This is a genomic window from Pseudomonas sp. efr-133-TYG-103a (assembly GCF_030209235.1).
In the GTDB taxonomy this organism is placed as follows: Bacteria; Pseudomonadota; Gammaproteobacteria; order Pseudomonadales; family Pseudomonadaceae; genus Aquipseudomonas.
The window spans coordinates 263,586-285,594 of sequence record NZ_JARVSK010000011.1 but is presented as its reverse complement, the minus strand read 5'-3'; the positions used below and the strand labels follow the sequence as shown (position 1 = coordinate 285,594).

15 protein-coding genes are annotated in these 22,009 nt (G+C 61.6%); 8 read left to right on the top strand and 7 right to left on the bottom strand.

Annotated elements, in window-relative coordinates; all coding sequences use genetic code 11:
* Nucleotides 1-60: 60 nt before the first annotated feature.
* The 4 genes from QRN36_RS09835 to QRN36_RS09820 form a co-directional block, all read right to left on the bottom strand.
* A complete protein-coding gene (locus tag QRN36_RS09835) occupies nucleotides 61-1,224 on the bottom strand; it encodes an isovaleryl-CoA dehydrogenase (protein ID WP_285423903.1) in 1,164 nt (387 codons plus the stop codon).
* Between the two features lie 766 nt (nucleotides 1,225-1,990).
* Nucleotides 1,991-2,890 (bottom strand): hydroxymethylglutaryl-CoA lyase, encoded by a 900-nt coding sequence (locus tag QRN36_RS09830; protein ID WP_285423902.1) that lies wholly within the window; start codon nucleotides 2,888-2,890, stop codon nucleotides 1,991-1,993.
* Nucleotides 2,891-2,952: 62 nt separating this feature from the next.
* The gene (locus QRN36_RS09825) at nucleotides 2,953-3,333 is read right to left on the bottom strand and encodes a MerR family DNA-binding transcriptional regulator (protein WP_285423901.1); all 381 of its coding nucleotides are present in this window, start codon (nucleotides 3,331-3,333) and stop codon (nucleotides 2,953-2,955) included.
* A gap of 67 nt (nucleotides 3,334-3,400) precedes the next feature.
* Nucleotides 3,401-4,348, bottom strand: a complete 948-nt coding sequence (locus QRN36_RS09820) for a LysR family transcriptional regulator (RefSeq protein ID WP_093458477.1) — start codon at nucleotides 4,346-4,348, stop codon at nucleotides 3,401-3,403.
* A gap of 158 nt (nucleotides 4,349-4,506) precedes the next feature.
* Here QRN36_RS09820 and QRN36_RS09815 point away from each other — a divergent pair, with 158 nt between their 5' ends.
* A complete protein-coding gene (locus QRN36_RS09815; protein WP_285423900.1) occupies nucleotides 4,507-5,739 on the top strand; it encodes an acyl-CoA dehydrogenase in 1,233 nt (410 codons plus the stop codon).
* A gap of 143 nt (nucleotides 5,740-5,882) precedes the next feature.
* On the opposite strand, the gene QRN36_RS09810 is transcribed toward QRN36_RS09815, so the two are convergent.
* The gene (locus QRN36_RS09810) at nucleotides 5,883-7,211 is read right to left on the bottom strand and encodes a phosphate ABC transporter substrate-binding/OmpA family protein (protein ID WP_285424073.1); all 1,329 of its coding nucleotides are present in this window, start codon (nucleotides 7,209-7,211) and stop codon (nucleotides 5,883-5,885) included.
* 190 nt (nucleotides 7,212-7,401) lie between these two features.
* The gene (gene xthA, locus QRN36_RS09805; protein WP_285423899.1) at nucleotides 7,402-8,214 is read right to left on the bottom strand and encodes an exodeoxyribonuclease III; all 813 of its coding nucleotides are present in this window, start codon (nucleotides 8,212-8,214) and stop codon (nucleotides 7,402-7,404) included.
* A 223-nt stretch (nucleotides 8,215-8,437) separates the two neighbouring features.
* Here xthA and QRN36_RS09800 point away from each other — a divergent pair, with 223 nt between their 5' ends.
* From QRN36_RS09800 to QRN36_RS09790, 3 genes are all read left to right on the top strand, one after another.
* Entirely contained in the window at nucleotides 8,438-9,088 is a 651-nt protein-coding gene (locus QRN36_RS09800) for an N-acetyltransferase (protein ID WP_285424072.1), read from the top strand.
* Between the two features lie 67 nt (nucleotides 9,089-9,155).
* Nucleotides 9,156-10,886, top strand: coding sequence for an autotransporter assembly complex family protein (locus QRN36_RS09795; RefSeq protein WP_285423898.1), 1,731 nt, complete (start codon nucleotides 9,156-9,158; stop codon nucleotides 10,884-10,886).
* 35 nt (nucleotides 10,887-10,921) lie between these two features.
* Nucleotides 10,922-14,575: a translocation/assembly module TamB domain-containing protein gene (locus QRN36_RS09790; protein ID WP_373568731.1), complete on the top strand. Its 3,654-nt coding sequence runs from the start codon at nucleotides 10,922-10,924 to the stop codon at nucleotides 14,573-14,575.
* A 125-nt stretch (nucleotides 14,576-14,700) separates the two neighbouring features.
* Here QRN36_RS09790 and QRN36_RS09785 read toward each other — a convergent pair whose 3' ends face one another.
* The gene (locus tag QRN36_RS09785; protein WP_285423896.1) at nucleotides 14,701-15,696 is read right to left on the bottom strand and encodes an aldo/keto reductase; all 996 of its coding nucleotides are present in this window, start codon (nucleotides 15,694-15,696) and stop codon (nucleotides 14,701-14,703) included.
* 127 nt (nucleotides 15,697-15,823) lie between these two features.
* Here QRN36_RS09785 and QRN36_RS09780 point away from each other — a divergent pair, with 127 nt between their 5' ends.
* From QRN36_RS09780 to QRN36_RS09765, 4 genes are all read left to right on the top strand, one after another.
* The gene (locus tag QRN36_RS09780) at nucleotides 15,824-16,747 is read left to right on the top strand and encodes a LysR family transcriptional regulator (RefSeq protein ID WP_285423895.1); all 924 of its coding nucleotides are present in this window, start codon (nucleotides 15,824-15,826) and stop codon (nucleotides 16,745-16,747) included.
* Between the two features lie 94 nt (nucleotides 16,748-16,841).
* On the top strand, nucleotides 16,842-17,342 hold the full coding sequence (tpx, locus tag QRN36_RS09775) for a thiol peroxidase (protein ID WP_285423894.1): 501 nt from the start codon (nucleotides 16,842-16,844) through the stop codon (nucleotides 17,340-17,342).
* 211 nt (nucleotides 17,343-17,553) lie between these two features.
* Nucleotides 17,554-18,885 (top strand): MdtA/MuxA family multidrug efflux RND transporter periplasmic adaptor subunit, encoded by a 1,332-nt coding sequence (locus QRN36_RS09770; protein WP_285423892.1) that lies wholly within the window; start codon nucleotides 17,554-17,556, stop codon nucleotides 18,883-18,885.
* Entirely contained in the window at nucleotides 18,882-21,977 is a 3,096-nt protein-coding gene (locus tag QRN36_RS09765) for an MdtB/MuxB family multidrug efflux RND transporter permease subunit (protein ID WP_285423890.1), read from the top strand. Before QRN36_RS09770 ends, QRN36_RS09765 begins: the two co-directional genes overlap by 4 nt.
* The last annotated feature ends 32 nt before the right edge of the window (nucleotides 21,978-22,009 follow it).

Genomic DNA, 22,009 nt, shown 5'->3' with positions numbered 1-22,009 from the left:
TCTTCGAAACAGCGACGTCGGGATGTCGCCGATGCCTGGTGCTCATCGCGCACAAAGGCTTCATCTGGTTTCGTTGAACAGTTCGCGGCCGATCAGCATCCGGCGGATTTCGCTGGTGCCAGCGCCGATCTCGTAGAGCTTGGCGTCACGCAACAGCCGGCCTGCGGGAAATTCGTTGATGTAGCCGTTGCCGCCGAGAATCTGGATGGTATCGAGGGCCATTTGCGTGGCCCGTTCGGCGCTGTAAAGGATGACGCCGGCCGCGTCCTTACGCGTTGTTTCACCGCGTTCGCACGCTTGAGCCACGGCATACAGATAGGCGCGGCTGGCGTTGAGCTGGGTGTACATGTCGGCGACCTTGCCCTGAATCAACTGGAACTCGCCAATGCTCTGGCCGAATTGTTTGCGGTCGTGGATGTAAGGCAGTACAAGGTCCATGCAGGCCTGCATGATGCCGGTCGGGCCTCCCGACAGCACGACGCGCTCGTAATCCAGCCCACTCATCAACACCTTGACGCCGCCATTGAGCGTGCCCAGCAGGTTTTCCTCGGGGACTTCGACGTCATCGAAAAACAACTCGCAGGTGTTCGAGCCGCGCATGCCCAGCTTGTCGAACTTGTTGCCGCGCGAAAAACCCTTCCAGTCGCGCTCGACGATGAAAGCGCTGATGCCGTGGGGGCCTTTTTCCAGATCGGTCTTGGCGTAGATCACGTAGGTATGGGCGTCGGGCCCGTTGGTGATCCAGGTCTTGTTGCCATTGAGGACAAAGCGATCGCCGCGTCGGTCGGCCCGCAGTTTCATCGACACCACATCGGAGCCAGCGTTGGGCTCGCTCATGGCCAGGGCGCCGATGTGTTCGCCGCTGATCAGGCTGGGCAGGTAGCGGGCTTTCTGCTCGGGATTGCCGTTGCGATTGATCTGGTTGACGCAGAGATTGGAGTGAGCGCCGTAGGACAATGCCACTGACGCCGAACCGCGGCTGATTTCTTCCATGGCCACGACATGCGCCAGATAGCCCAGCCCGGCGCCACCGTATTGCTCATCGACCGTGATGCCGAGCAGGCCCATCTCGCCGAACTTGCGCCACATGTCGGCCGGGAACAGGTTGTCTTTGTCGATCTGCGCGGCGCGGGGCGCCAGTTCTGCCGAGACGAAGGCCCGAACCTGATCGCGCAGCATGTCGATGGTTTCGCCGAGGCCGAAATTGAGCGTGGGGTAATTCATGAGACTGCGTTCCCTTATTGTTTTTGGAGGAGCTGTCAGGGGTCATAAAATGTATCACCTTTACGTTAACGTAAACCTGCGACCGCAGGCCTGTCAACGGAGGATTCATCGACGCAGGCGAGGGGTTGCAGGTCGACCTCAGTGGCCAGGCGATACCGCAGGCCGCGCCAGCCCGATCGATGCGGAGCACAGTGTTGAAGGTGGGAGAGGCGGGTGGTTGAACGACAGATAGCACGAAGGGGAGCCTGGGCTCCCCTTCAAGTTCAGTTGCATGCTCTTTTTTGTTTTCAGGTGGCCTGTTGTTGTTTTTGGCAGCCATACCTTTCTGGTTTTCTGAGCGACCCCCATCCGGGGTCCAAGAGCAAACGTATTTTTTTGAGCGCTGATACAGCTTCGATCTGTCGATCCAACCGGTCGGGTCGCTACCTTAAGGCAGTTTTATTGTTCTCTGTCCGGTCGTGGGGCCTGGGCCTCACAAAGCAATCCACTCCAAAAAAATCAGTTAGCTGCGCCTCTGTCCGTGTTGTTCTTGTTATGTCAGAGCCGATACGTCTTGTTTTTATTGGGTTGCTGCATTTTGTTATTTTTGTTGTACGTAAGACATAGCAGAAGCCATGCCAATTTTTAAGAAGTGCCGGAATCCGGGGCTTTGAGGGATATTCACCTGCTGACGAATCCTGAGATTCTTTGCCAAGTGTTTCCGTGTTACCCGTTTCCAGCACCACAATGCCGAGCAGGGTAACACTGTGTGACAACATGTCGCACATCAGGCCGACAAACGTGCCCTTGCCACCCGCGAACCATTGCTGCGGCCGACGGCTTCGCTGATCCGTTGGCCCGCGGCAATCAGCTTGTCCAGGTCGATCGACGTGGCGATGCCCAGCCCATTGAGCATGTACAGCACGTCTTCGCTGGCGACGTTGCCGGTCGCGCCCTTGGCGTACGGGCAGCCGCCCAGGCCTGCGACGGAGCTGTCGAACACCTGGATGCCTTCCAGAAGGCCTGCGTAGATGTTCGCCAGCGCCTGACCATAGGTGTCGTGAAAGTGACCGGCGAGCTTGCCCCGCGGGATCTGTCCGGCGACCACGTCGAACAGCCGGCGGGTCGCGCCGGGCGTGCCGGTACCGATGGTGTCGCCGAGGGACACCTCATAACAGCCCATCGCATAAAGCTCATTGGCCACGGCGGCGACCTGTTGCGGCGAGACGTCGCCTTCATAAGGGCAGCCCAACACGCAAGACACGTAACCGCGCACCTGCACGCCATGCAGACGTGCGGCTTCCATGATCGGCAGGAACCGGTCCAGGCTCTCACTGATCGAGCAGTTGATATTGCGTTGGGAAAACGACTCGGAGGCGGCCGCGAACACGGCGACCTCTTTCACGCCTGCGGCCAATGCATCCTCGAATCCGCGCAGATTGGGGGCGAGGGCGGCATAGGTGACCCCGTCCTTGCGCTGAATGCTGGCGAACAGCTCGGCAGAACCGGCCATCTGCGGGACCCACTTGGGAGACACGAAACTGCCGACTTCGATGTAGCCGACGCCTGCATCGGTAAGATCGTTCACCAGCCGCACCTTGTCTTCCAGACTCACAGGGCGGGCCTCGTTTTGCAGGCCGTCACGCGGGCCGACTTCTACCAGACGTACACGTTGAGGGAGCAGCATGGCAGGGATATCCTAAATTGAACCTATAAAAAACATGAGAAAAAGACGCTAAACAGCTGACTTCATGGAGTTTTATCCAGCGCCGCTCGACAGCGTTCCTCGGCAGTGTCCAGCTCGAGCTGCATCTGCTGAATGTCCAGCAACTGCTGATCGAGTTGCGCGCGGCGTTCGACGATTTTCTCCAGCATCGTATTCAGTTGCTTCTGATTACCGCCGGATGGGTCGTACAGGCCGATCAGATCACGGCACTCGGCCAGCGAGAAGCCGATGCGTTTGCCCCGCAGAATCAGCTTGAGCGTGACTTTGTCGCGGGCCGAATAGATGCGCTCAAGGCCGCGTCGCTCGGGGCTCAGCATGCCTTGTTCTTCATAAAAGCGGATGGTGCGGGTGGTGATGTCCAGCTCACGGGCCAGATCGGAAATGCTGTAGGTCGGGTTGCTCATGGGGAAGCTCGAACGAGGAAGGCGTCGAGCTAACCTACGGCGACCTTGACGTAAACGTCAAGCAGGCTCATCGAATGGCCTCTTCCAGTTCTTTCTCCAGCTTGCGCTCATGGGCGGTGACCAGCTGGCACAGCTCGATGATCTGCTCGCGCATCCAGCGGTTGGCCGGGTCCTGGTCGGTGCTTTCGTGCCAGTACAAATGGGTCTCCACAGTGGGCACGTCGTGCACCGGCAGGTAGACGAAATGCAGATCGTTGCGGCGGGCGAAGCGCTCTGGAACGGTCATGACCATGTCGGTCTGCTGCAGCACCTGTGAGGCCATCAGGTAATGCTGCGAACGCAGCGCGATCTTGCGCTGAATGCCCATTTTGCCCAGCGCCAGGTCCACATAGCCCAATCCGCTGCGTCGGCTCGAGATATGGATGTGGGCGACGCCCAGGTAATCGTCCAGAGTGATGGACGACTTGTGCGCAAGCGGGTGCCCCTTGCGCATGGCGCACACGTAGTTGTCTTCCATCAGCTTGACGTGACGCACCTGCGGGTCGGTATTGAGCGGTGCGTCGACGGCGAAATCCAGACGCCCGGCCGCCAGTTCCTTGGTGGTTTCGCGACGCTTGGACAGGAAACTCTCGATGGTGACCGCCGGCGCCAGGCGACGCAGGCGCTGAAACAGCGCCGGCAGAATCACGGCTTCAGTGAGGTCGGTCATGCTGATGCGGTAATTCTTGCTCGCCTGCAGCGGGTTGAAGATACGGCTTTCCTGCACCGACACGCGAAGCAATGAGAGCGCGTTGCGCACCGGGCCGATGATGTTCTGAGCCATGGGCGTCGGCACCATGCCCTGCGCGGTACGCACGAACAGCGGATCGTTGAAGGTCTCGCGCAGACGGGCCAGTGCGTTGGACACAGCGGGCTGGGTGATCCCGACGATCTGGCCGGCGCGGGTCAGGTTGGCCTCGGTATAGATGGCGTCAAACACAATAAAGAGATTGAGATCGACCTTGCTCAGGTTCATTGCTGTGCGCCTCGTGCTGTTTTTTTGTTGTTCGGGGTGCCCCGATCATATATCGGTTATGAATGTTTATACACGCCGAGAATAGGTTAGATAAATGAAAGGCGCTGTTCTAGCATCGGCTGACGCCTTAACAACACCTCATAGAAGGTAGTCGCCCGATGGATTTCGCTTATTCTCCGAAGGTTCAGGAACTGCGCGAGCGCGTTACCGCGTTCATGGATGCCCATGTGTATCCGGCTGAACCGGTGTTCGAGCGCCAGGTTGCCGAAGGCGACCGCTGGCAGCCGACCGCGATCATGGAAACGCTCAAGGCCCGCGCCAAGGCCGAGGGGCTGTGGAACCTGTTTCTTCCCGAGTCTGAACTGGGCGCAGGCCTGACCAACCTCGAGTACGCGCCGCTGGCGGAAATCATGGGCCGGTCGCTGCTGGGGCCTGAGCCCTTCAACTGTTCCGCGCCGGACACCGGCAACATGGAAGTCCTGGTGCGATACGCCAGCGAGGCGCAGAAGCAGCAGTGGCTTGAGCCGTTATTGCGCGGCGAGATCCGCTCCGCGTTCGCCATGACCGAACCGGACGTGGCGTCGTCGGACGCCACCAACATGGCCGCCACCGCCATCCGCGAGGGTGACGAGTGGGTGATCAACGGGCGTAAATGGTGGACATCGGGCGCGTGCGACCCGCGCTGCAAGATCATGATTTTCATGGGGTTGAGCAATCCGGACGGGCCGCGCCACCAGCAGCACTCGATGATCCTTGTCCCCACCGATACACCGGGCGTCAGGATCGTGCGCCCGTTGCCGGTCTTCGGCTACGACGATGCGCCCCATGGACACGCCGAAGTGCAATTCGACAACGTGCGCGTGCCATACGAAAACGTCCTGTTGGGTGAAGGACGCGGCTTCGAAATCGCGCAAGGCCGCCTGGGCCCGGGGCGGATTCATCACTGCATGCGTTCGATCGGCATGGCCGAGCGAGCACTGGAACTGATGTGCAAACGCTCGGTGCAGCGCACCGCGTTCGGCCGCCCGCTGGCGCGGCTGGGCGGCAACATCGACAAGATCGCCGACTCGCGCATGGAGATCGACATGGCGCGGCTGTTGACCCTCAAGGCTGCGTACATGATGGACACCGTCGGCAATAAAGTGGCGAAAAGCGAAATTGCGCAGATCAAGGTCGTCGCGCCCAATGTCGCGCTGCGCGTGATTGACCGGGCGATCCAGATTCACGGCGGAGCAGGGGTGTCGGGCGACTTCCCGCTGGCCTACATGTACGCCATGCAGCGGACCTTGCGTCTGGCTGACGGACCGGACGAGGTGCATCGGGCGGCCATCGGCAAATACGAGGTGGGCAAATACGTGCCTAAAGAGCTGCTGCGCAGCGAGCACCGCTGATTCGCCAACAGCGACCGGCATCGTTCATGGGCGTGACGTTCATCTGCGGTCGGTGCATCCAGAGCCTGTTCACCGGATGCACCAAGGCCTTGGCGGACACGCGCTCGCGCTGCGTTCAGCGATCGCGCCGGTTTGCGTAGACCCTATTCCACCCACACCTCGACACGCCGGTTCTTGATTCGGCCTTCGTCGCCACCGTTGGTCGCGACCGGCATTTCGTCGCCGAAACCGAGCACATCGCGCAGGATCACCTGACGTTTCATCAATTCCCGGCGAACAGCCATCGCTCGCAGCCTGGACAGCAACTGCGCGCGTGCCGGATCGCTTTTGGCGTCGCCGAATCCCACCAGCGTCACTTTCTGATCCAGCTTGTCGTGGGTTCTCAGGTAATCCGCCACCCGCTTGAGGTCAAGCCTGGCTTTGTTGTCCAGCGTCGCGCTGCCCTGGGCGAAACGAAAGTTCACCGACAGTCGTTCGGCCTGCCGCGCCAGATTCTGGTACTCCGCTGGCATCTGCGGGGTCGCTCGCACTTTGACCGCTTGAACGGTCTGCGCCACAAAGCCGTTCTGCGCAACGATGGACTGGCCTTGCGGGCTTTGGGCGAATCGCACCAGCGCCTTGGCCCAGCGCTGTTCGGTGCCCGGCGGCAGGTAAAAATACAGGCGGCGTGACAGCGGGTAGTCCTCGGTGGCGATGAGGCTGGTGCTCGGCAGCATGGGTTTGGACTCGCCGTCGATGATCGCGACGGCTTTCGCGTTGTGCACGTAGGGCAAGCCGATGAAGCCGATCCCCTGACGATCCTGGCTCACTCCGTCGGAGAGCGCTTCGCTGGCCTCGAAGCGCTTCGCCGCCGAGGCCAGTGCTTTTCCGGCTTTGGTCAGGACCAGCTCGTTGAACGTGTCGAACGTGCCTGATTGCTGGTCTCGCGCATATAAATGAATGGCGCCTGCCGGGCCGCCCAGTTGTTCCCAGTCGCGGATGTCGCCGGAAAACACCTTCGCCAACTGGTCAGTGCTCAGTTCGCGCAATGGATTGCCCGGATGAACGATCACCGCGACGCCATCGATGGCAATCACCTGCTCGGCCTCGGCGCTGTGCAAGTCGCCCAGCGCCGTCAGCTCGCCGGCTTCGCCGGGTTTGATGGGCCGGGATGACGCGGCGAGATCGGCATGTCCGGCTTTCAGCGCAGAGAAACCGGTGCTGGAGCCATGTGCGGCGATATCGACGCTGACGGTTTGTCCGGAAGGCAACTGGCCGACGATGCGGGTTTCGTTGGGCCGCGCGCCGGGTCGCTGGGTGATGGCTTGAGCGCCTTGCTGCTCGAGCAGGCCTTTTACCAGCGCCGGGCCCAACTGCGCGCCGATGGTGTTGGAGCCTTGAATGCGCAACACAGGGCTGCCGTCGGGTGAGGCGGGCAGTGCGCTCGCAGCGGAACACAGCGAGCTGAACAGCGCCGCGAAGGCGACAAACATGAGCTGAAAAAGGCGGGTGCGCTGCATGGCGACATCTTCTTATGGCCGGAAGTCGCCGGAGAATAAGACAGATGAATGACAGTCATGTGACGGACGCGGGTTCGCTGCGACAGGTGTAACGCGTCGGCTCGTCGGCGGCAGCATTGCGGGCCTGCCACAGCCGACGAGCCGTGTGATTCAGGCAGCCTGCTTACTCGAGTTCCAGCCAGATGGGCGCGTGATCCGATGGTTTTTCCATCGCACGCAGGTCGTAATCGACACCGGCCGCCTTGATGCGCGGTTGCAGTCCGTGGGAAGCCAGAATCAGGTCGATGCGCAGCCCGCGCTTGGGCTCGTCCTCGAAACCACGGCTGCGGTAGTCGAACCAGCTGAACTGATCGATCACTTCCGGGTACAAGTGGCGGAAGCTATCAACCAGCCCCCAGCTTTTGAGCTTGGCCATCCACTCGCGCTCTTCCGGCAGGAAGCTGCACTTGCCGGTTTTCAGCCAGCGCTTGGCGTTGTCCGGACCGATGCCGATGTCGCTGTCTTCGGGAGAAATGTTCACGTCACCCATGACCACCAGTGGCTGGTCATTGCTGAAACGAGTTTCCAGCAACTGCTGCAGGTCGGCATAAAAGCGCAGCTTGGCGGGAAACTTGGTGGGGTGGTCGCGGCTTTCGCCCTGTGGGAAATATCCGTTCATCACGGTGACCGGTAGGCCGTTACGGTCGGCGAACGTGCCCCAGATAAAACGCCGCTGCGCTTCTTCATCGTCAGTGTCGAAACCCTTGTGCAGCGCGATCGGCGGCTGGCGCGACAGCAGGGCGACGCCGTAGTGGCCTTTCTGACCGTGGAAGTGCACGTGGTAACCCAGCGCTTCGATTTCCGCCTGCGGAAACTGATCATCCGAGACCTTGGTTTCCTGCAGGCCGATGACGTCGGGCTGGTGTTTTTCGATCAGCGCCGCCAGCTGATGCGGACGGGCACGCAGGCCGTTGATGTTAAAAGACACAATTTTCATAGGCGGCAGTCCTGGCAAAAACAAAAAGCGATGCTAGCCGACCTGCCTGCCAACGGCCAGCGCCAACGTGCACGGATGCCGCTGCCGCCGGCTGCTACGCTCTGGAAACGGGGTGAAAACTCATGGGAACTGCGCCGGCGGGCCGCCACTCGAACGCTGTACAGCATGATCCCGAGCGGCCGCACCGGGGCGTATCTGAAGGGACCATTCCATGCCTGAATCCATGCCTCATTCTTCCAGCGTCACGGCTGAAATCCGCCAGCTCGACAGTGGCTATTCCCGCGAAGCACGCTCGTTGCTTTACCACGCCTACCGACAGGAGCCTAGCTTTGGCTATCTGTTCGAGTCTGGACGCTCGGGCTACGAGCACCGGGTACGCGCGACGATTCGCGAACTGGTCAAACAGCATTTTCTGCAGGACATGCCGGCCTTGGGCCTGTTCGTCGAGGACCGCCTGATCGGCGTTGCCCTCATCGCGCCACCCCAGCGGCGGCTGGGCATCACCGAGAGTTGGGCCTGGCGTTTGCGCATGGTCATGAGCACCGGTCTGCGCTGCACTCAGCGCTATCTGGACTACTACCATTCGGTGCTCGCCTGCCTGCCGTCCGAAGCGGTGCATGTGTTGCCGCTGATGGGCGTGCACCCCGATTTTCAGGGTCAGCACTTCGGCGAGCAGTTGTTGCAGGCGTTACACGACTGGTGTGCCGTTGACGAGCACTCACAGGGCATCGTGCTAGACACGGGAAATGGCCATTATCTTGAGTTCTACAAACGACATGGTTACGAGGAAATCGGTGAAGTTGCTGTAGGACCTATCCGAGAGCACGTTTTTTTCCACCCCAATCCTCAGGTTTCACTGGGTTCGATGGCTTGACCTGCGCACACTTCCCTCTATCCGCGGGCTGCAGTCGTTCCCGCAGCTCGTGTTAGCATCCGCGCCTATGACGTTTTTCCATCGATTCACCAGTGGTTTTCTCCTGATGTTCTCCAGCTGCGCAGCGTTCGCCGATGCCCAGCTGGATGTGCGGATCAAGCCTGCCAATGCGGCGCTCAAATCCAATATCGAAGGGTATGTGGGCACGTTGGGCGAGCGCGACGAGCAGGCGCTCGAGCGTTTCAGTGTCGGCGCCATCGAGCAGGCGCTAAAGGCCGCCCAGGCACTGGGTTATTACCAGGCCCAGATCGACAGCGAAGTCACCCACGCCGACAAAAACCTGCACCTGGTTCTCAACGTTCAGACAGGCGAGCCCGTGCACTTGCGTAACGTCGTCGTGCGCATCGAGGGGCCTGCCAGTCAGCTCAAGGCTTTCCGCGTGCCCAAGAGCGACGTGCTCAAATCCGGCGCGGTGCTCAATCATGGCCACTACGAAGACGCCAAGCACCTGATCCAGAATCAGGCCGCGCGATACGGCTTTTTCAAGGGACGTTTCGTCACTCAGCGGCTGTCGGTCGACCCCCGCGCAGGCGTTGCCGATATCGAACTGGTCTACGACAGCGGTCCGCGTTTTTCGCTGGGCAAAGTGTCGTTCAGTGGCGACGCTCCGTTCGACGAAGACCTGCTGCAGCGCATGGTGCCGTTCAAACAGGACACGCCCTACGATTCCGAGCTGATTGCCGAGCTCAACCAGGCGATGCAGTCCAGCGGTTATTTCGAAGGCGTGCGGGTGAATGCATCACCCACTGACGCGCAGGGCCAGGTCATTCCGGTGGACGTTCAGTTGCAGACACGCAAACCCCGCACCATGGGGCTCGGTGTCGGCTATTCCACTGACGTGGGGCCCAGGGTCAAGGCCAACTGGACGCGGCACTGGGTCAATCCGCAGGGTCACAGTTACGGCGCCGAGGCCGAGGTTTCAGCGCCACGGCAGAACGTCGGGCTGTTCTATGACATCCCGCTCGACCCGCCGCTGACTGACAAACTGCGCTTCGCCGGCGGCTATCAATATGAAGAAATTGCCGACACTGACAGCCTGAGCAAATTGCTGACGGTTGGCCCTGAATGGCACAGCAAGCTGCCCAGCGGCTGGGAACGGGTCATCTCGCTGAAGTGGCAACGAGAGGAATACCGCCTTGGCGATGACTCGGGTCTGAGCACCTTGCTCATGCCCGGCATCAGTTACGCGTACCTGCGCAGCGACAACCGTATCGATCCGCACAACGGCTATCGCCTGCAGTTCGACACGCAAGTGGCCAAGGAGGGGCTTGGCTCCGACGCCAACGTCGTGCACAGCACGGCGCTGGTCAAAGGCCTGACCACGCTGGCGCAGAACCACCGGTTTCTGGGTCGTCTTCAGGTGGGCGGCACGGCCACCAACGGTTACAAATCCATTCCGCCGTCGCTGCGATTTTTTGCCGGTGGCGACCAGAGCGTGCGCGGCTATGACTATCAGTCGTTGTCCCCGGAGAACTCCGACGGTGACAAGATCGGCGGCCGTTACATGATCGCCGGAAGTGCCGAATACCAGTATTCGATCGCCGAAAAATGGCGGGTCGCGGCCTTCGTCGATCAGGGCAATTCCTTCAACTCGCTGGATTTTCCGAGCCTCAAGACCGGCGTCGGCATTGGTGTTCGCTGGGTCTCTCCGGTCGGGCCGCTGCGCCTGGACCTGGCCCATGCGCTGGATGATGAGGGCGGCATTCGTCTGCATTTCTCGATGGGACCTGAATTGTGACGAACAAGGCTTTGGCAAAACGTATCGCCGTCATCGTGGCAGCGACTTTACTGACCCTCGTGCTGCTGATCACGCTGGCGCTGGGCGTACTGCTGGGCACCCAGTCAGGCAGTCGCTGGGCATTGGGCCTGGTGCCGGGCCTTGAACTCGACAACTTCTCCGGGCATCTCGGCGGCCAGTGGCAAGCCGACCGGCTGATCTGGCAGCAGGGGGAGAGTCGGGTCGAAGTCGATGCGCCGGTGTTCGACTGGTCGCCGTCCTGCCTGACCCGCATGACGCTGTGCATCGACACGTTGCAGGCTGGCGATGTGCGTCTGCACTTCGCGCCCTCCAGCGGCGAGCAGAGCAGTGGGCCCATCACATTGCCGGATCTGAAACTGCCGCTGGCCATCGAGCTGGGACGTGTGCAGGTCGGCAGCCTGTACCTTGACGGTTCCGAGCAGGTCCGTGATCTGCAGTTGGCCGCGCACTGGACGGTCGACGGGCTGAAGATCGATACGCTGCACGCGCAACGTGACGACATCGTGCTGGACCTGGCAGGACTGCTCAAACCTGGCGGCGACTGGCCGCTGACGGCGCAGGGGCAAGTGAAGCTGCCCGATGTCAGTGGTCAGCCGCTGTCCCTGGCACTGAACATCGAGGGCGATCTGCTTAAGACCTTGCAACTGAATGCCCGCAGCAGCGGCTATCTCGACGCCACGCTGGTGGGGCAATTGCAGCCGCTGGTGACCGACCTGCCGGCCGAAGTGACGATCTCCAGCGACGGGTTCAAGCCGGCACCCGACCTGCCCGACACGCTGCAACTCAACCACTTGACGCTCAACGCCAAGGGCGATCTGGCCACAGGTTACTCAATTCTTGGCAACGCCAGCCTGCCCGCCGAACAAGGGCCTGTTGCCTTGGCATTACAGGGCCGGGTCGACGCCAAGGGCGCGCAGATCAAAGCGCTGGACCTGACCGCCAGCGCCGACCAGCGCCTTGGGCTCAGTGCGGATGTTGACTGGCAGACGGGCCTGACCGCCAACGCCCGCGTCGACTGGCTGGATTTCCCCTGGCACCGTCTGTACCCGGTGATCGATGAGCCTCAGGTCAGCATCCACACCTTCAAAGGTGAAGTGTCCTACACCGACGGCAAATACCTGGGCCATTTTGCCGGTGACTTCAAAGGACCTGCCGGCCCTTTTACCCTGCAAAGCCCGTTCAGCGGCGACTTGCAAAACGTGTTTCTGCCACAGCTGGAACTGGCGGCCGGGCAGGGCAAAGCCAGTGGTTTCCTGAAACTGCAATTCGCCGACGGGGTCGCCTGGGACACCTCGCTCGACCTCAGCGCCATCGATCCGGCGTTCTGGGTGGCCGAGTTGCCGGGGTCGCTGGCCGGGCCGCTGCGCAGCCAGGGTGCATTCAGAAATGAGCAGTTGAGCCTGAAAGCCGATCTGAACCTCAAGGGCCGCTTGCGAGGCCAACCCGCCGTGCTGCAGGCCAAAGCGGACGGGGCGGCAGACAAATGGAATGTCACTGCGCTGGACATTCGTCTGGGCGACAACCGCATCAACGGTTCGGGCAGCCTGCAACAGAAGTTGCTTGGGCAACTGGACCTGAATCTGCCGCGTCTCGGACAGCTCTGGCCGGGCCTGCAAGGGCAGGTCAAAGGTCGCCTGGATCTGGCCGGCACGCTGCAGGCGCCGCAAGGGCAACTGAATCTGCAGGGCGCTCGACTGGCTTATGAGACCCATCAGTTACAGAGCCTGAACCTTGCCGCCAGGCTGGACAGCGCCCAGCGTGGCAACCTGGATCTGAACGTCCGGGGCATCCAGACGGGCGACACCGCGCTGGGCAACCTGAACGTCGATGGCTCCGGGGATATCAAGCGTCAGCAAGTCAAACTGGATCTTCAAGGCCCGCTGCTGAAACTGGCGCTGGCCCTTGACGGTAATCTGGACAAAGGCAACTGGCGGGGTCGGCTTGCCAGCGGCGACATTCAAAGCGGTGGTCAGGACTGGAAGCTCCAGCAGCCGGCGAAACTGGAGCGGCTGGCCGATGGCAAGGTCAATTTCGGTGCGCACTGCTGGACCTCCGGCCCCGCCAGCCTGTGCGGCGAAGATCAACGGCTGATGCCGGATCCGCGCCTGCGTTATCACCTCAAGCAATTTCCGCTGGACAGCCTCGCGCAGTGGCTGCCCAAGGATTTCGCCTGGAAAGGCGCGCTCAATGCCGATGTTCAACTCGACTTGCCTGCCTCGGGGCCCAACGGGCAGATCGTCATCGATGCCAGCGGCGGCACGCTGCGGGTGAAGGACAAGACCCAGTGGGTCGACTTCCCCTACGACACGCTCAAGCTGAGCAGCACCCTGACGCCGAAAAAGGTCGACAGCAGCCTCGATTTTCGTGGCGGCAAGCTGGGACAGTTGCTGGCGCGTCTGAGCATTGATCCCGTCGCCAAGGCTAAACCGGTCAGCGGCACGTTCAATCTGAGTGGCCTGGATGTGTCGGTGGCGCGTCCGTTCGTGCCCATGGTGGAAAAACTCAACGGCAAGCTCAACGGCGACGGGCGCATCTCCGGCACGCTGCTGGCACCCCAGATCAACGGCAACGTGGTCCTGAGCGAAGGCGAAGTGTCGGGTCCGGAGTTGCCGGTCAGTCTGGAGAAGCTCAATCTGCAGGCGCTGATCGCTGGCGAAAGCGTGCAGCTCAAGGGCAACTGGAGCAGCGGGCCGACCGGGCAGGGCAGTCTGGCAGGTCAGGTGGCATGGGGGCAGGCGCTGGATGTGGACGTCCGTCTGCAGGGTTCAAGGCTGCCGATTACGGTGGAGCCTTACGCCAAGCTTGAAGCAGCGCCGGACCTGAAAATCACCCTGCAGGGCGATCGTCTGGCAGTGTCGGGCAAAGTGCTGATTCCCAGAGGCGATATCACCGTGCGGCAGTTGCCGCCCTCCACGGTCAAGGTGTCGGATGACACGGTCATCGTCGGCGAGCAGACGAAACAGGGCAAGCCGCCCATGGCGATCGCGATGGACGTCAACGTGGAAGTGGGCCAGGACAAGCTCGGTTTCAGCGGCTTCGGCCTGACCGCCAATCTGGCAGGGCACGTGCACATCGGCGATAACCTCGACACCCGCGGCGAACTCAACCTCAACGACGGGCGCTACCGGGCCTATGGTCAGCGCCTGACGATCCGCAAGGCGCGGCTGCTGTTCGCCGGGCCCATCGATCAGCCGTATCTGGACATCGAGGCGATTCGCCAGACCGACGACATCATCGCCGGCATCCGCCTGAGCGGCAGCGCCGAGCAGCCGACCACCACGGTGTTTTCGGAACCGGCCATGAGTCAGGAGCAGGCGCTGTCTTACCTGGTGCTGGGGCGACCGTTGAGCACCACCGGCGAGGACAACAACATGATGGCGCAGGCAGCATTGGCGCTGGGACTGGCCGGCGGGTCGTCGACCGCCGGCAAACTCGCGTCGGGCTTGGGCATCAAGGACTTCGAGCTGGACACGTCGGGCAGCGGCGACAAGACCGCGGTCGTCGCCAGCGGCAAGATCACCGACAAGCTCAGCTTGCGATATGGCGTAGGCGTATTCGAGCCCGCCAATACCATCGCGCTGCGTTACCTGTTGAGCAAAAAGGTGTACCTGGAAGCGGCGAGTGGCGTCGCCAGTTCGCTGGATATTTTTTACAAGCGGGATTTCTAGCAGCGGTCCACGGCTGGGGTTTTTCACAGGCCTGAGCGTGTCTGCGCAACTGCCGGTCGGTCATGTCACTGATCGAACCGGCAACTGCGCAGACGCGTTAGTGCCAGCAGGTTGATGCGCGGGGGTTATCCGTTGACCAGTTTCAGGCCCGATTCCGGGTATCGACCACCGGCAACGGCGGCCACCGGGAACAGATCTTTCAACGCCTGCAGTTCCGCCGGGCTGAGTGTGACTTGCAGTGCCGCGACATTCTCCTGCAGGTATTTACGCTGCTTGGTGCCCGGGATCGGGATGACGTCGCTGCCTTGCGCCAACACCCACGCCAGCGCCAGTTGGCCAGCGGTGATGCCTTTGTCGGCTGCTAGCTGCTGAACCTTCTCCACCAGCAACAGGTTTTTGCCGAAGTTTTCTCCCTGAAAGCGCGGGCTGCTACGGCGGTAGTCATCGGCGGCGAAGTCATCGGGGCTCTTCAGTGTGCCGGTCAGGAAGCCACGGCCCAAGGGGCTGTAAGGCACGAAGGCGATGCCCAGACGACGGCAGGTTTCCAGCGCGCCGTTTTCCTCCGGCTCACGGCTCCAGAGGGAATACTCGGTCTGTAACGCGGCGATCGGGTGGACCTTGTGTGCGCGTTCGAGCGTTGCGGCCGAAGCCTCGCTCAGGCCCAGATAACGCACCTTGCCCGCTTTGACCAGTTCGGCCATGGCACCGACCGACTCTTCAATGGCGATGTTGGGGTCGATGCGGTGCTGGTAATACAGGTCGAGGGTGTCGATTTTCAGACGCTGCAAGGTGCCATCGATGGCCGCCCTGATGTACTCGGGGCTGCCGTTGACGCCACGCGCACCCGCGTCGCCGGGCGTGCGGACGATGCCGAACTTGCTGGCGATGAAGGCCAGATCGCGCTTGCCGGCCAGGGCTTCGCCGAGCAGTTGTTCGTTGGTATGGGGCCCGTACATGTCGGCGGTGTCGAACAGCGTGACGCCCAGTTCCAGCGCCTGATGAACCGTCGCGATGGCCTCTCTGGTATCGCCGCCGGTGGTGTAAAAATCGGTCATGCCCATGCAGCCAAGGCCGAGTGCCGAGACCTGCGGTCCATTCTTGCCCAATTGACGCGTCTGCATAATGGATTCCTTGTGGTGTTGAGGAGATCACTATTCTTGCCGCTCGACAGCGCCACGATAAACCGGCTAAAAGTGCTTTCACTATTGGCAATATCTAAACAATCAAACAGGACCGACGGGCACGGTTATGGATAAATTCAACGCCATGCGCGCCTTCACGCGCATCGTCGAGCTGGGCGGTTTCGCCCGAGCGGCGGACAGCCTGCACATGCCACGAGCCTCGGTGACCATCCTCATCAAACAACTGGAAGCCCATTTGGGCGTTCAATTGCTGATGCGCACCACCCGACAAGTCACGCCGACGCTCGATGGTCAGGCGTATTACCAACGCTGCGTCAGCCTGCTCAACGATCTGGACGACGCCGAGTCGGTCTTTTCCACGGTCGCCAAGGCTCCCGAAGGTGTGCTGCGTGTCGATATGCCCGCCGGGTTCGGTCGGCTGATCATCATGCCGATGTTGCCTGAGTTCACCGAGCGCTACCCCAGGCTGGAACTCGAAGTGGGGATGTCGGACCGCCCGGTGGACTTGATTCGCGAGGGCTTCGATTGCGTGGTGCGCGGCGGACAGCCACTGGATCACTCGCTGGTGGCTCGGCCGCTTGCGCAGATGCGTCAGGTGGTGTGCGCCAGCCCTGCGTATCTGCAGCGCCGTGGCACGCCCCGAACGCTGGACGACCTCGGTCAGCACACCGTCATCGAGTATTTTTCAGCCACCTCGAACAAGCGCTATGGCCTGGAGTTTGTCGTCAACGGCAAGAACCAGGAACTGGAGCTGCCGAAAAGTCTGGCGACCAACAGTGCCGATGGTTATCTGGCGGCCTGCAGTGCCGGTTATGGCCTGGTGCAGACGCCGTACTACCATGCCGCCGGCGCACTGCGCCGCCAGGAACTGATCGAAGTGCTGGGCGACTACCCGCAACCGCTGCTGCCGTTGACCGCGCTGTATCCGGCCCATCGCCAGATGTCGCGCAGGGTGCGGGTGTTCGTCGACTGGCTGGTGGAACTGTGCGCGCGGCCCGGTTTGCTCGACAAACGCGGGGGCGAGCGCTGAACCTGACAACAAATTCATGTATACCGGTAGGTCGCTAACCGCTTTCGTGGTTAACTTCCGGCTTTCCCGCAACCTCAGAATAAGGACTCAGCTCATGGCTCAAGTGACTCGTAGAGGCTCCCCGGTACAAATCAGTGGCGAGCTGCCAACCGTCGGCAGCAAAGCCCCGGCTTTCAAGCTGGTCGGCGGCGATCTGGCGGACGTGACCCTGGAAACCTTTGCCGGCAAGCGCAAAGTGCTGAACATCTTCCCAAGCGTCGACACCCCGACGTGCGCCACTTCCGTGCGCAAATTCAATGCCCAGGCCAATGACCTAAACAACGCGGTCGTGCTGTGCATCTCCGCCGACCTGCCGTTCGCCCAGGCGCGTTTCTGCGGTGCCGAAGGCCTGGAAAACGTGAAAAACCTGTCGACCATGCGTGGCGCCGAGTTCATGGAAAACTACGGCGTGGCCATTGCGGACGGCCCGATGGTCGGCCTGACAACCCGCGCGGTGGTCGTGCTGGATGAAAACGACAACGTGCTGCACGCCGAACTCGTGCCGGAGATTGGTCAGGAGCCAAACTACAACGCAGCGCTGGCGGTATTGAAGTAAGTTGTCGCCTGCGTATCGCCGTTAAAATCCCGGCAATACCCGGCAACATTTAAGCGGCCTGACTCGTTCAGGCCGTTTTCATTTGCACGTCAGCACCTTATCCAAAGTAAGCACTGGGTAAATTGCCGGTAAAGGCTCTTTGCTTGGCACGTAACTATGCTTATTGTTCAGCCTCCCGAAGACGCTCACGCGCACACTGGTTGACTTATTCATGCAATCGTCTGGTTCTCGTAATTCCCGTCGCTGGCTGATTAGCCTGCTGGTCCTGTTGATTGTCGCTGGCCTCTGCTGGCGTTTCTGGCCCGGTTCCACTGCGCCTTCGGACGCTTTAGCGCAAAAAAGCGAACAGGCCCACAAAGGTGCCAGCCGCAGCGGCGGTGCCGGGAAAGTCGTGTCTCAGCGTCCCGGCTTCGGCGGCTCGACCGGTCCTGTGCCGGTACGCGTGGCGGCCGCCACCACCGGCGATTTCCCGATCTACTACAAAGCCCTCGGCACCGTCACGGCGTTGAACACCATCAACGTGCGCAGCCGGGTGGCGGGCGAACTGGTCAAGATCAACTTCCAGGAAGGGCAGCAGGTCAAGGCTGGCGACCTGCTTGCAGTCATCGACCCGCGCAGCTACCAGATCGCCCTGCAACAGGCCGAAGGCACGCTGATGCAGAACCAGGCGCTGCTCAAGAATGCGCAGATCGACGTACAGCGTTATCGGGACCTGTACAAGGAAGACAGCATCGCCAAACAGACCCTGGACACCGCCGAATCGCTGGTGGGCCAGTATCAGGGCACCATCAAGACCAATCAGGCAGCGGTCGGCGATGCCCGACTGAACCTGGATTTCACCCAGATCCGCGCGCCCATCTCCGGGCGCATCGGCCTGCGCCAGCTGGACGTCGGCAACCTCGTGGCCGCCAACGACACGACCGCGCTCGCCGTGATCACCCAGACCAAGCCGATCACGGTCAACTTCACGCTGCCGGAAAAGGACCTCGCCGACGTCATTGGCCGCTACCGCAGTGGCGCCAGGCTGCCGGTCGAAGCCTGGGACCGTGGCGATGTGAAGTTGCAGGCCAACGGGGTACTGGCGAGCATCGACAACCAGATCGACATCACCACCGGCACACTGAAGTTCAAGGCACGGTTCGATAACGACAACGAAACCCTGTTTCCGAACCAGTTCGTCAACGCGCGTCTGCTGGCCAATACGCTCAAGGGCGTGGTGCTGGTGCCGACGGCTGCCGTGCAGTTCGGGGTCGATGGCACCTTCGTCTACGTGATGGACGGCGACAAGACAGTGCGCATCCGCTCGCTCAAGACCGGCCCGGGTGACGAAAACTCGACGGTGATCACCCAAGGCCTTGCCGCGGGCGACCGCGTCGTGCTGGAGGGCACGGACCGTCTCAAGGACGGCAGCGCCGTTGAAGTGGTCAACGACAGCAAGGATGTGCCGACCACCCCGGGCGGCAAACTGCAGGGCCAGCCGGCCAAAGACAAGGAGTCCGGTGAGTCGGCGGACGCCGCCACCGCGCAGAAAGGCAACGTATGAACCTGTCACGGCTGTTCATCCTTCGGCCTGTCGCCACCACGCTCAGCATGCTCGCCATCGTCCTGGCGGGCCTGATCGCCTACAGCCTGCTGCCGGTGTCGGCCTTGCCTCAGGTGGATTACCCGACCATCCGGGTGATGACGCTGTACCCCGGCGCCAGCCCGCAAGTGATGACCAGTGCCGTGACCGCGCCGCTGGAGCGGCAGTTCGGGCAGATGCCGGGCCTGACGCAGATGGCGTCCACCAGTTCTGGCGGTGCCTCGGTCATCACCCTGCGTTTCAGCCTGGACATCAACATGGATGTCGCCGAGCAGGAAGTGCAGGCCGCGATCAATGGCGCGACCAATTTGCTGCCCACCGATCTGCCCGCGCCGCCGACGTACAACAAGGTCAACCCGGCCGATACGCCGGTGCTGACGCTGGCGATCACCTCGAAAACCATGTTGTTGCCCAAACTCAATGACCTGGTCGACACGCGCATGGCACAGAAGATCGCGCAGATCAGCGGCGTCGGCATGGTCACCATCGCGGGCGGGCAGCGTCAGGCGGTGCGGATCAAAGTCAATCCCGATGCGCTGGCGGCCAACGGCTTGAACCTGTCGGATGTGCGCACGCTGGTCAGCAATTCCAACGTCAACACGCCCAAGGGTAACTTCGACGGCCCGACCCGGGTGTCGATGCTCGATGCCAACGATCAACTCAAATCCCCCGAGGAGTACGCCAATCTGATTCTGGCGTACAACAATGGCGGCCCGCTGCGGCTCAAGGATGTCGCGCAGATCGTCGATGGCGCCGAAAACGAACGCCTTGCTGCCTGGGCCAATGAGAACCAGGCCGTGCTGCTCAATATTCAGCGTCAGCCGGGTGCCAACGTCATCGAGGTGGTCGACCGTATCAAGGCGTTGCTGCCGAGCATCACCGACAACCTGCCGGCAGGGCTGGATGTGGTGGTGCTGACCGACCGCACGCAGACGATCCGCGCATCGGTGAGCGATGTGCAGCATGAATTGCTGATTTCCATCGTGCTGGTGGTGCTGGTGACGTTCCTGTTCCTGCGCCGTTTCAGCGCCACGATCATTCCGTCGGTCGCGGTGCCGCTGTCGCTGATCGGCACCTTCGGGGTCATGTACCTGGCCGGGTTCTCGGTCAATAACCTCACATTGATGGCGATGACCATTGCCACCGGGTTCGTGGTCGACGATGCCATCGTGATGCTGGAGAACATTTCCCGGCATCTGGAGGAGGGCGAAACGCCCTTGCAGGCGGCGCTCAAGGGCGCCAGACAAATCGGGTTCACCCTGATTTCGCTGACCATCTCACTGATCGCGGTGCTGATTCCCTTGCTGTTCATGGCTGACGTGGTGGGCCGCCTGTTCCGCGAATTCGCCATCACGTTGGCTGTCGCGATCCTGATTTCGCTGGTCGTGTCGCTGACCCTGACGCCGATGATGTGCGCGCGCTTGCTCAAGCGCGAACCCGAGGAGCACCAGCAAGGCCGCTTCTACCACGCCAGCGGCGTCTGGATCGACTGGCTGATTGCAGCATACGGGCGCAAGTTGCAGTGGGTGCTCAAGCACCAGCCGCTGACCCTGCTGATCGCCATCGCCACGCTGGGCGTCACGGTGTTGTTGTACCTGGCGGTGCCCAAAGGCTTCTTCCCGGTGCAGGACACCGGCGTCATCCAGGGCATTTCCGAGGCCCCGCAATCGGTTTCGTTCAGCTCGATGAGCGAGCGGCAGCAGGCACTGGCGAAGATCATTCTCGAGGATCCGGCGGTGGCCAGCCTGTCGTCCTACATCGGTGTGGACGGCGACAATGCGACGCTCAACAGTGGTCGCATGCTGATCAACCTCAAGCCTCACAATCAGCGCGATGTCACTGCCACCGAGGTGATCCAGCGCTTGCAACCGGAAGTCGATCAGCTGTCGGACATCCGCCTGTTCATGCAACCGGTGCAGGACCTGACCATCGAGGACCGTGTCAGCCGCACGCAGTACCAGTTCAGCATGTCATCGCCGGATGCCGAGCTGCTCAGCCTGTGGAGCGGCAAACTGGTCGATGCACTGGCTCAGCGTCCGGAACTCACGGACGTCGCCAGCGACCTTCAGGACAAGGGCCTGCAAGTGTTCCTGAACATCGACCGCGACGCGGCCAGCCGTCTTGGCGTCACCGTGGCCACGATCACCGATGCGCTGTACGACGCATTCGGCCAGCGGCAGATTTCTACCATCTACACCCAGGCCAGCCAGTACCGCGTGGTGCTTCAGGCCGCGTCGGCCAACGATCTCGGGCCTCAGGCGCTGGAACAGATCCACGTCAAGACCACTGACGGCGGGCAGGTCAAATTGTCGAGCCTGGCGAAGGTCGAACAGCGTCAGGCGCAGCTGGCGATCGCGCACATCGGCCAGTTTCCGGCGGTGATGATGTCCTTCAATCTGGCACCGGGCGTGGCGCTGGGCAAGGCAGTCGAGGTCATCGAGCAGGTGCAGAAGGACATCGGCATGCCGATTGGCGTGCAGACCCAGTTCCAGGGCGCGGCCGAAGCGTTCCAGGCGTCGTTGTCCAGTACGCTGCTGCTGGTGCTGGCAGCGGTGGTCACCATGTACATCGTGCTCGGCGTGCTCTACGAGAGCTACATTCACCCGATCACCATCCTCTCGACGCTGCCGTCGGCGGCCATCGGCGCATTGCTGGCGCTGATCCTGAGCGGCAACGATCTGGGCATGATCGCGATCATCGGCATCATTCTGCTGATCGGTATCGTCAAGAAGAACGCGATCATGATGATCGACTTCGCCCTGGACGCCGAGCGCAATCGCGGCATCGATCCGCAAACCGCCATCTACGAAGCCGCGCTGTTGCGTTTCCGCCCCATCCTGATGACCACACTGGCGGCGCTGTTCGGCGCGATCCCGCTGATGTTCGCCAGCGGCTCCGGGGCCGAACTGCGTCAACCGCTCGGGCTGGTGATGGTCGGCGGCCTGTTGGTCAGCCAGGTGCTGACGCTGTTCACCACGCCAGTCATCTATCTGTATTTCGATCGCATGGGACGCAGGTTCCGCCGTTCGGGCAAAGCCGAGGTAGCGGTGTGATGAACAGCCTCACGCTTCCAGCCTCTGGTTTG

Excerpts from the sequence above, each read along its gene's own strand:
- QRN36_RS09835 (WP_285423903.1), bottom strand. The coding sequence starts at position 1,224 with ATGAATTACCCCACGCTCAATTTCGGCCTCGGCGAAACCATCGACATG.
- QRN36_RS09830 (WP_285423902.1), bottom strand. The coding sequence starts at position 2,890 with ATGCTGCTCCCTCAACGTGTACGTCTGGTAGAAGTCGGCCCGCGTGAC.
- QRN36_RS09825 (WP_285423901.1), bottom strand. The coding sequence starts at position 3,333 with ATGAGCAACCCGACCTACAGCATTTCCGATCTGGCCCGTGAGCTGGAC.
- QRN36_RS09820 (WP_093458477.1), bottom strand. The coding sequence starts at position 4,348 with ATGAACCTGAGCAAGGTCGATCTCAATCTCTTTATTGTGTTTGACGCC.
- QRN36_RS09815 (WP_285423900.1), top strand. The coding sequence starts at position 4,507 with ATGGATTTCGCTTATTCTCCGAAGGTTCAGGAACTGCGCGAGCGCGTT.
- QRN36_RS09810 (WP_285424073.1), bottom strand. The coding sequence starts at position 7,211 with ATGTTTGTCGCCTTCGCGGCGCTGTTCAGCTCGCTGTGTTCCGCTGCG.
- xthA (WP_285423899.1), bottom strand. The coding sequence starts at position 8,214 with ATGAAAATTGTGTCTTTTAACATCAACGGCCTGCGTGCCCGTCCGCAT.
- QRN36_RS09800 (WP_285424072.1), top strand. The coding sequence starts at position 8,438 with ATGCCTCATTCTTCCAGCGTCACGGCTGAAATCCGCCAGCTCGACAGT.
- QRN36_RS09795 (WP_285423898.1), top strand. The coding sequence starts at position 9,156 with ATGACGTTTTTCCATCGATTCACCAGTGGTTTTCTCCTGATGTTCTCC.
- QRN36_RS09785 (WP_285423896.1), bottom strand. The coding sequence starts at position 15,696 with ATGCAGACGCGTCAATTGGGCAAGAATGGACCGCAGGTCTCGGCACTC.
- QRN36_RS09780 (WP_285423895.1), top strand. The coding sequence starts at position 15,824 with ATGGATAAATTCAACGCCATGCGCGCCTTCACGCGCATCGTCGAGCTG.
- tpx (WP_285423894.1), top strand. The coding sequence starts at position 16,842 with ATGGCTCAAGTGACTCGTAGAGGCTCCCCGGTACAAATCAGTGGCGAG.
- QRN36_RS09770 (WP_285423892.1), top strand. The coding sequence starts at position 17,554 with ATGCAATCGTCTGGTTCTCGTAATTCCCGTCGCTGGCTGATTAGCCTG.
- QRN36_RS09765 (WP_285423890.1), top strand. The coding sequence starts at position 18,882 with ATGAACCTGTCACGGCTGTTCATCCTTCGGCCTGTCGCCACCACGCTC.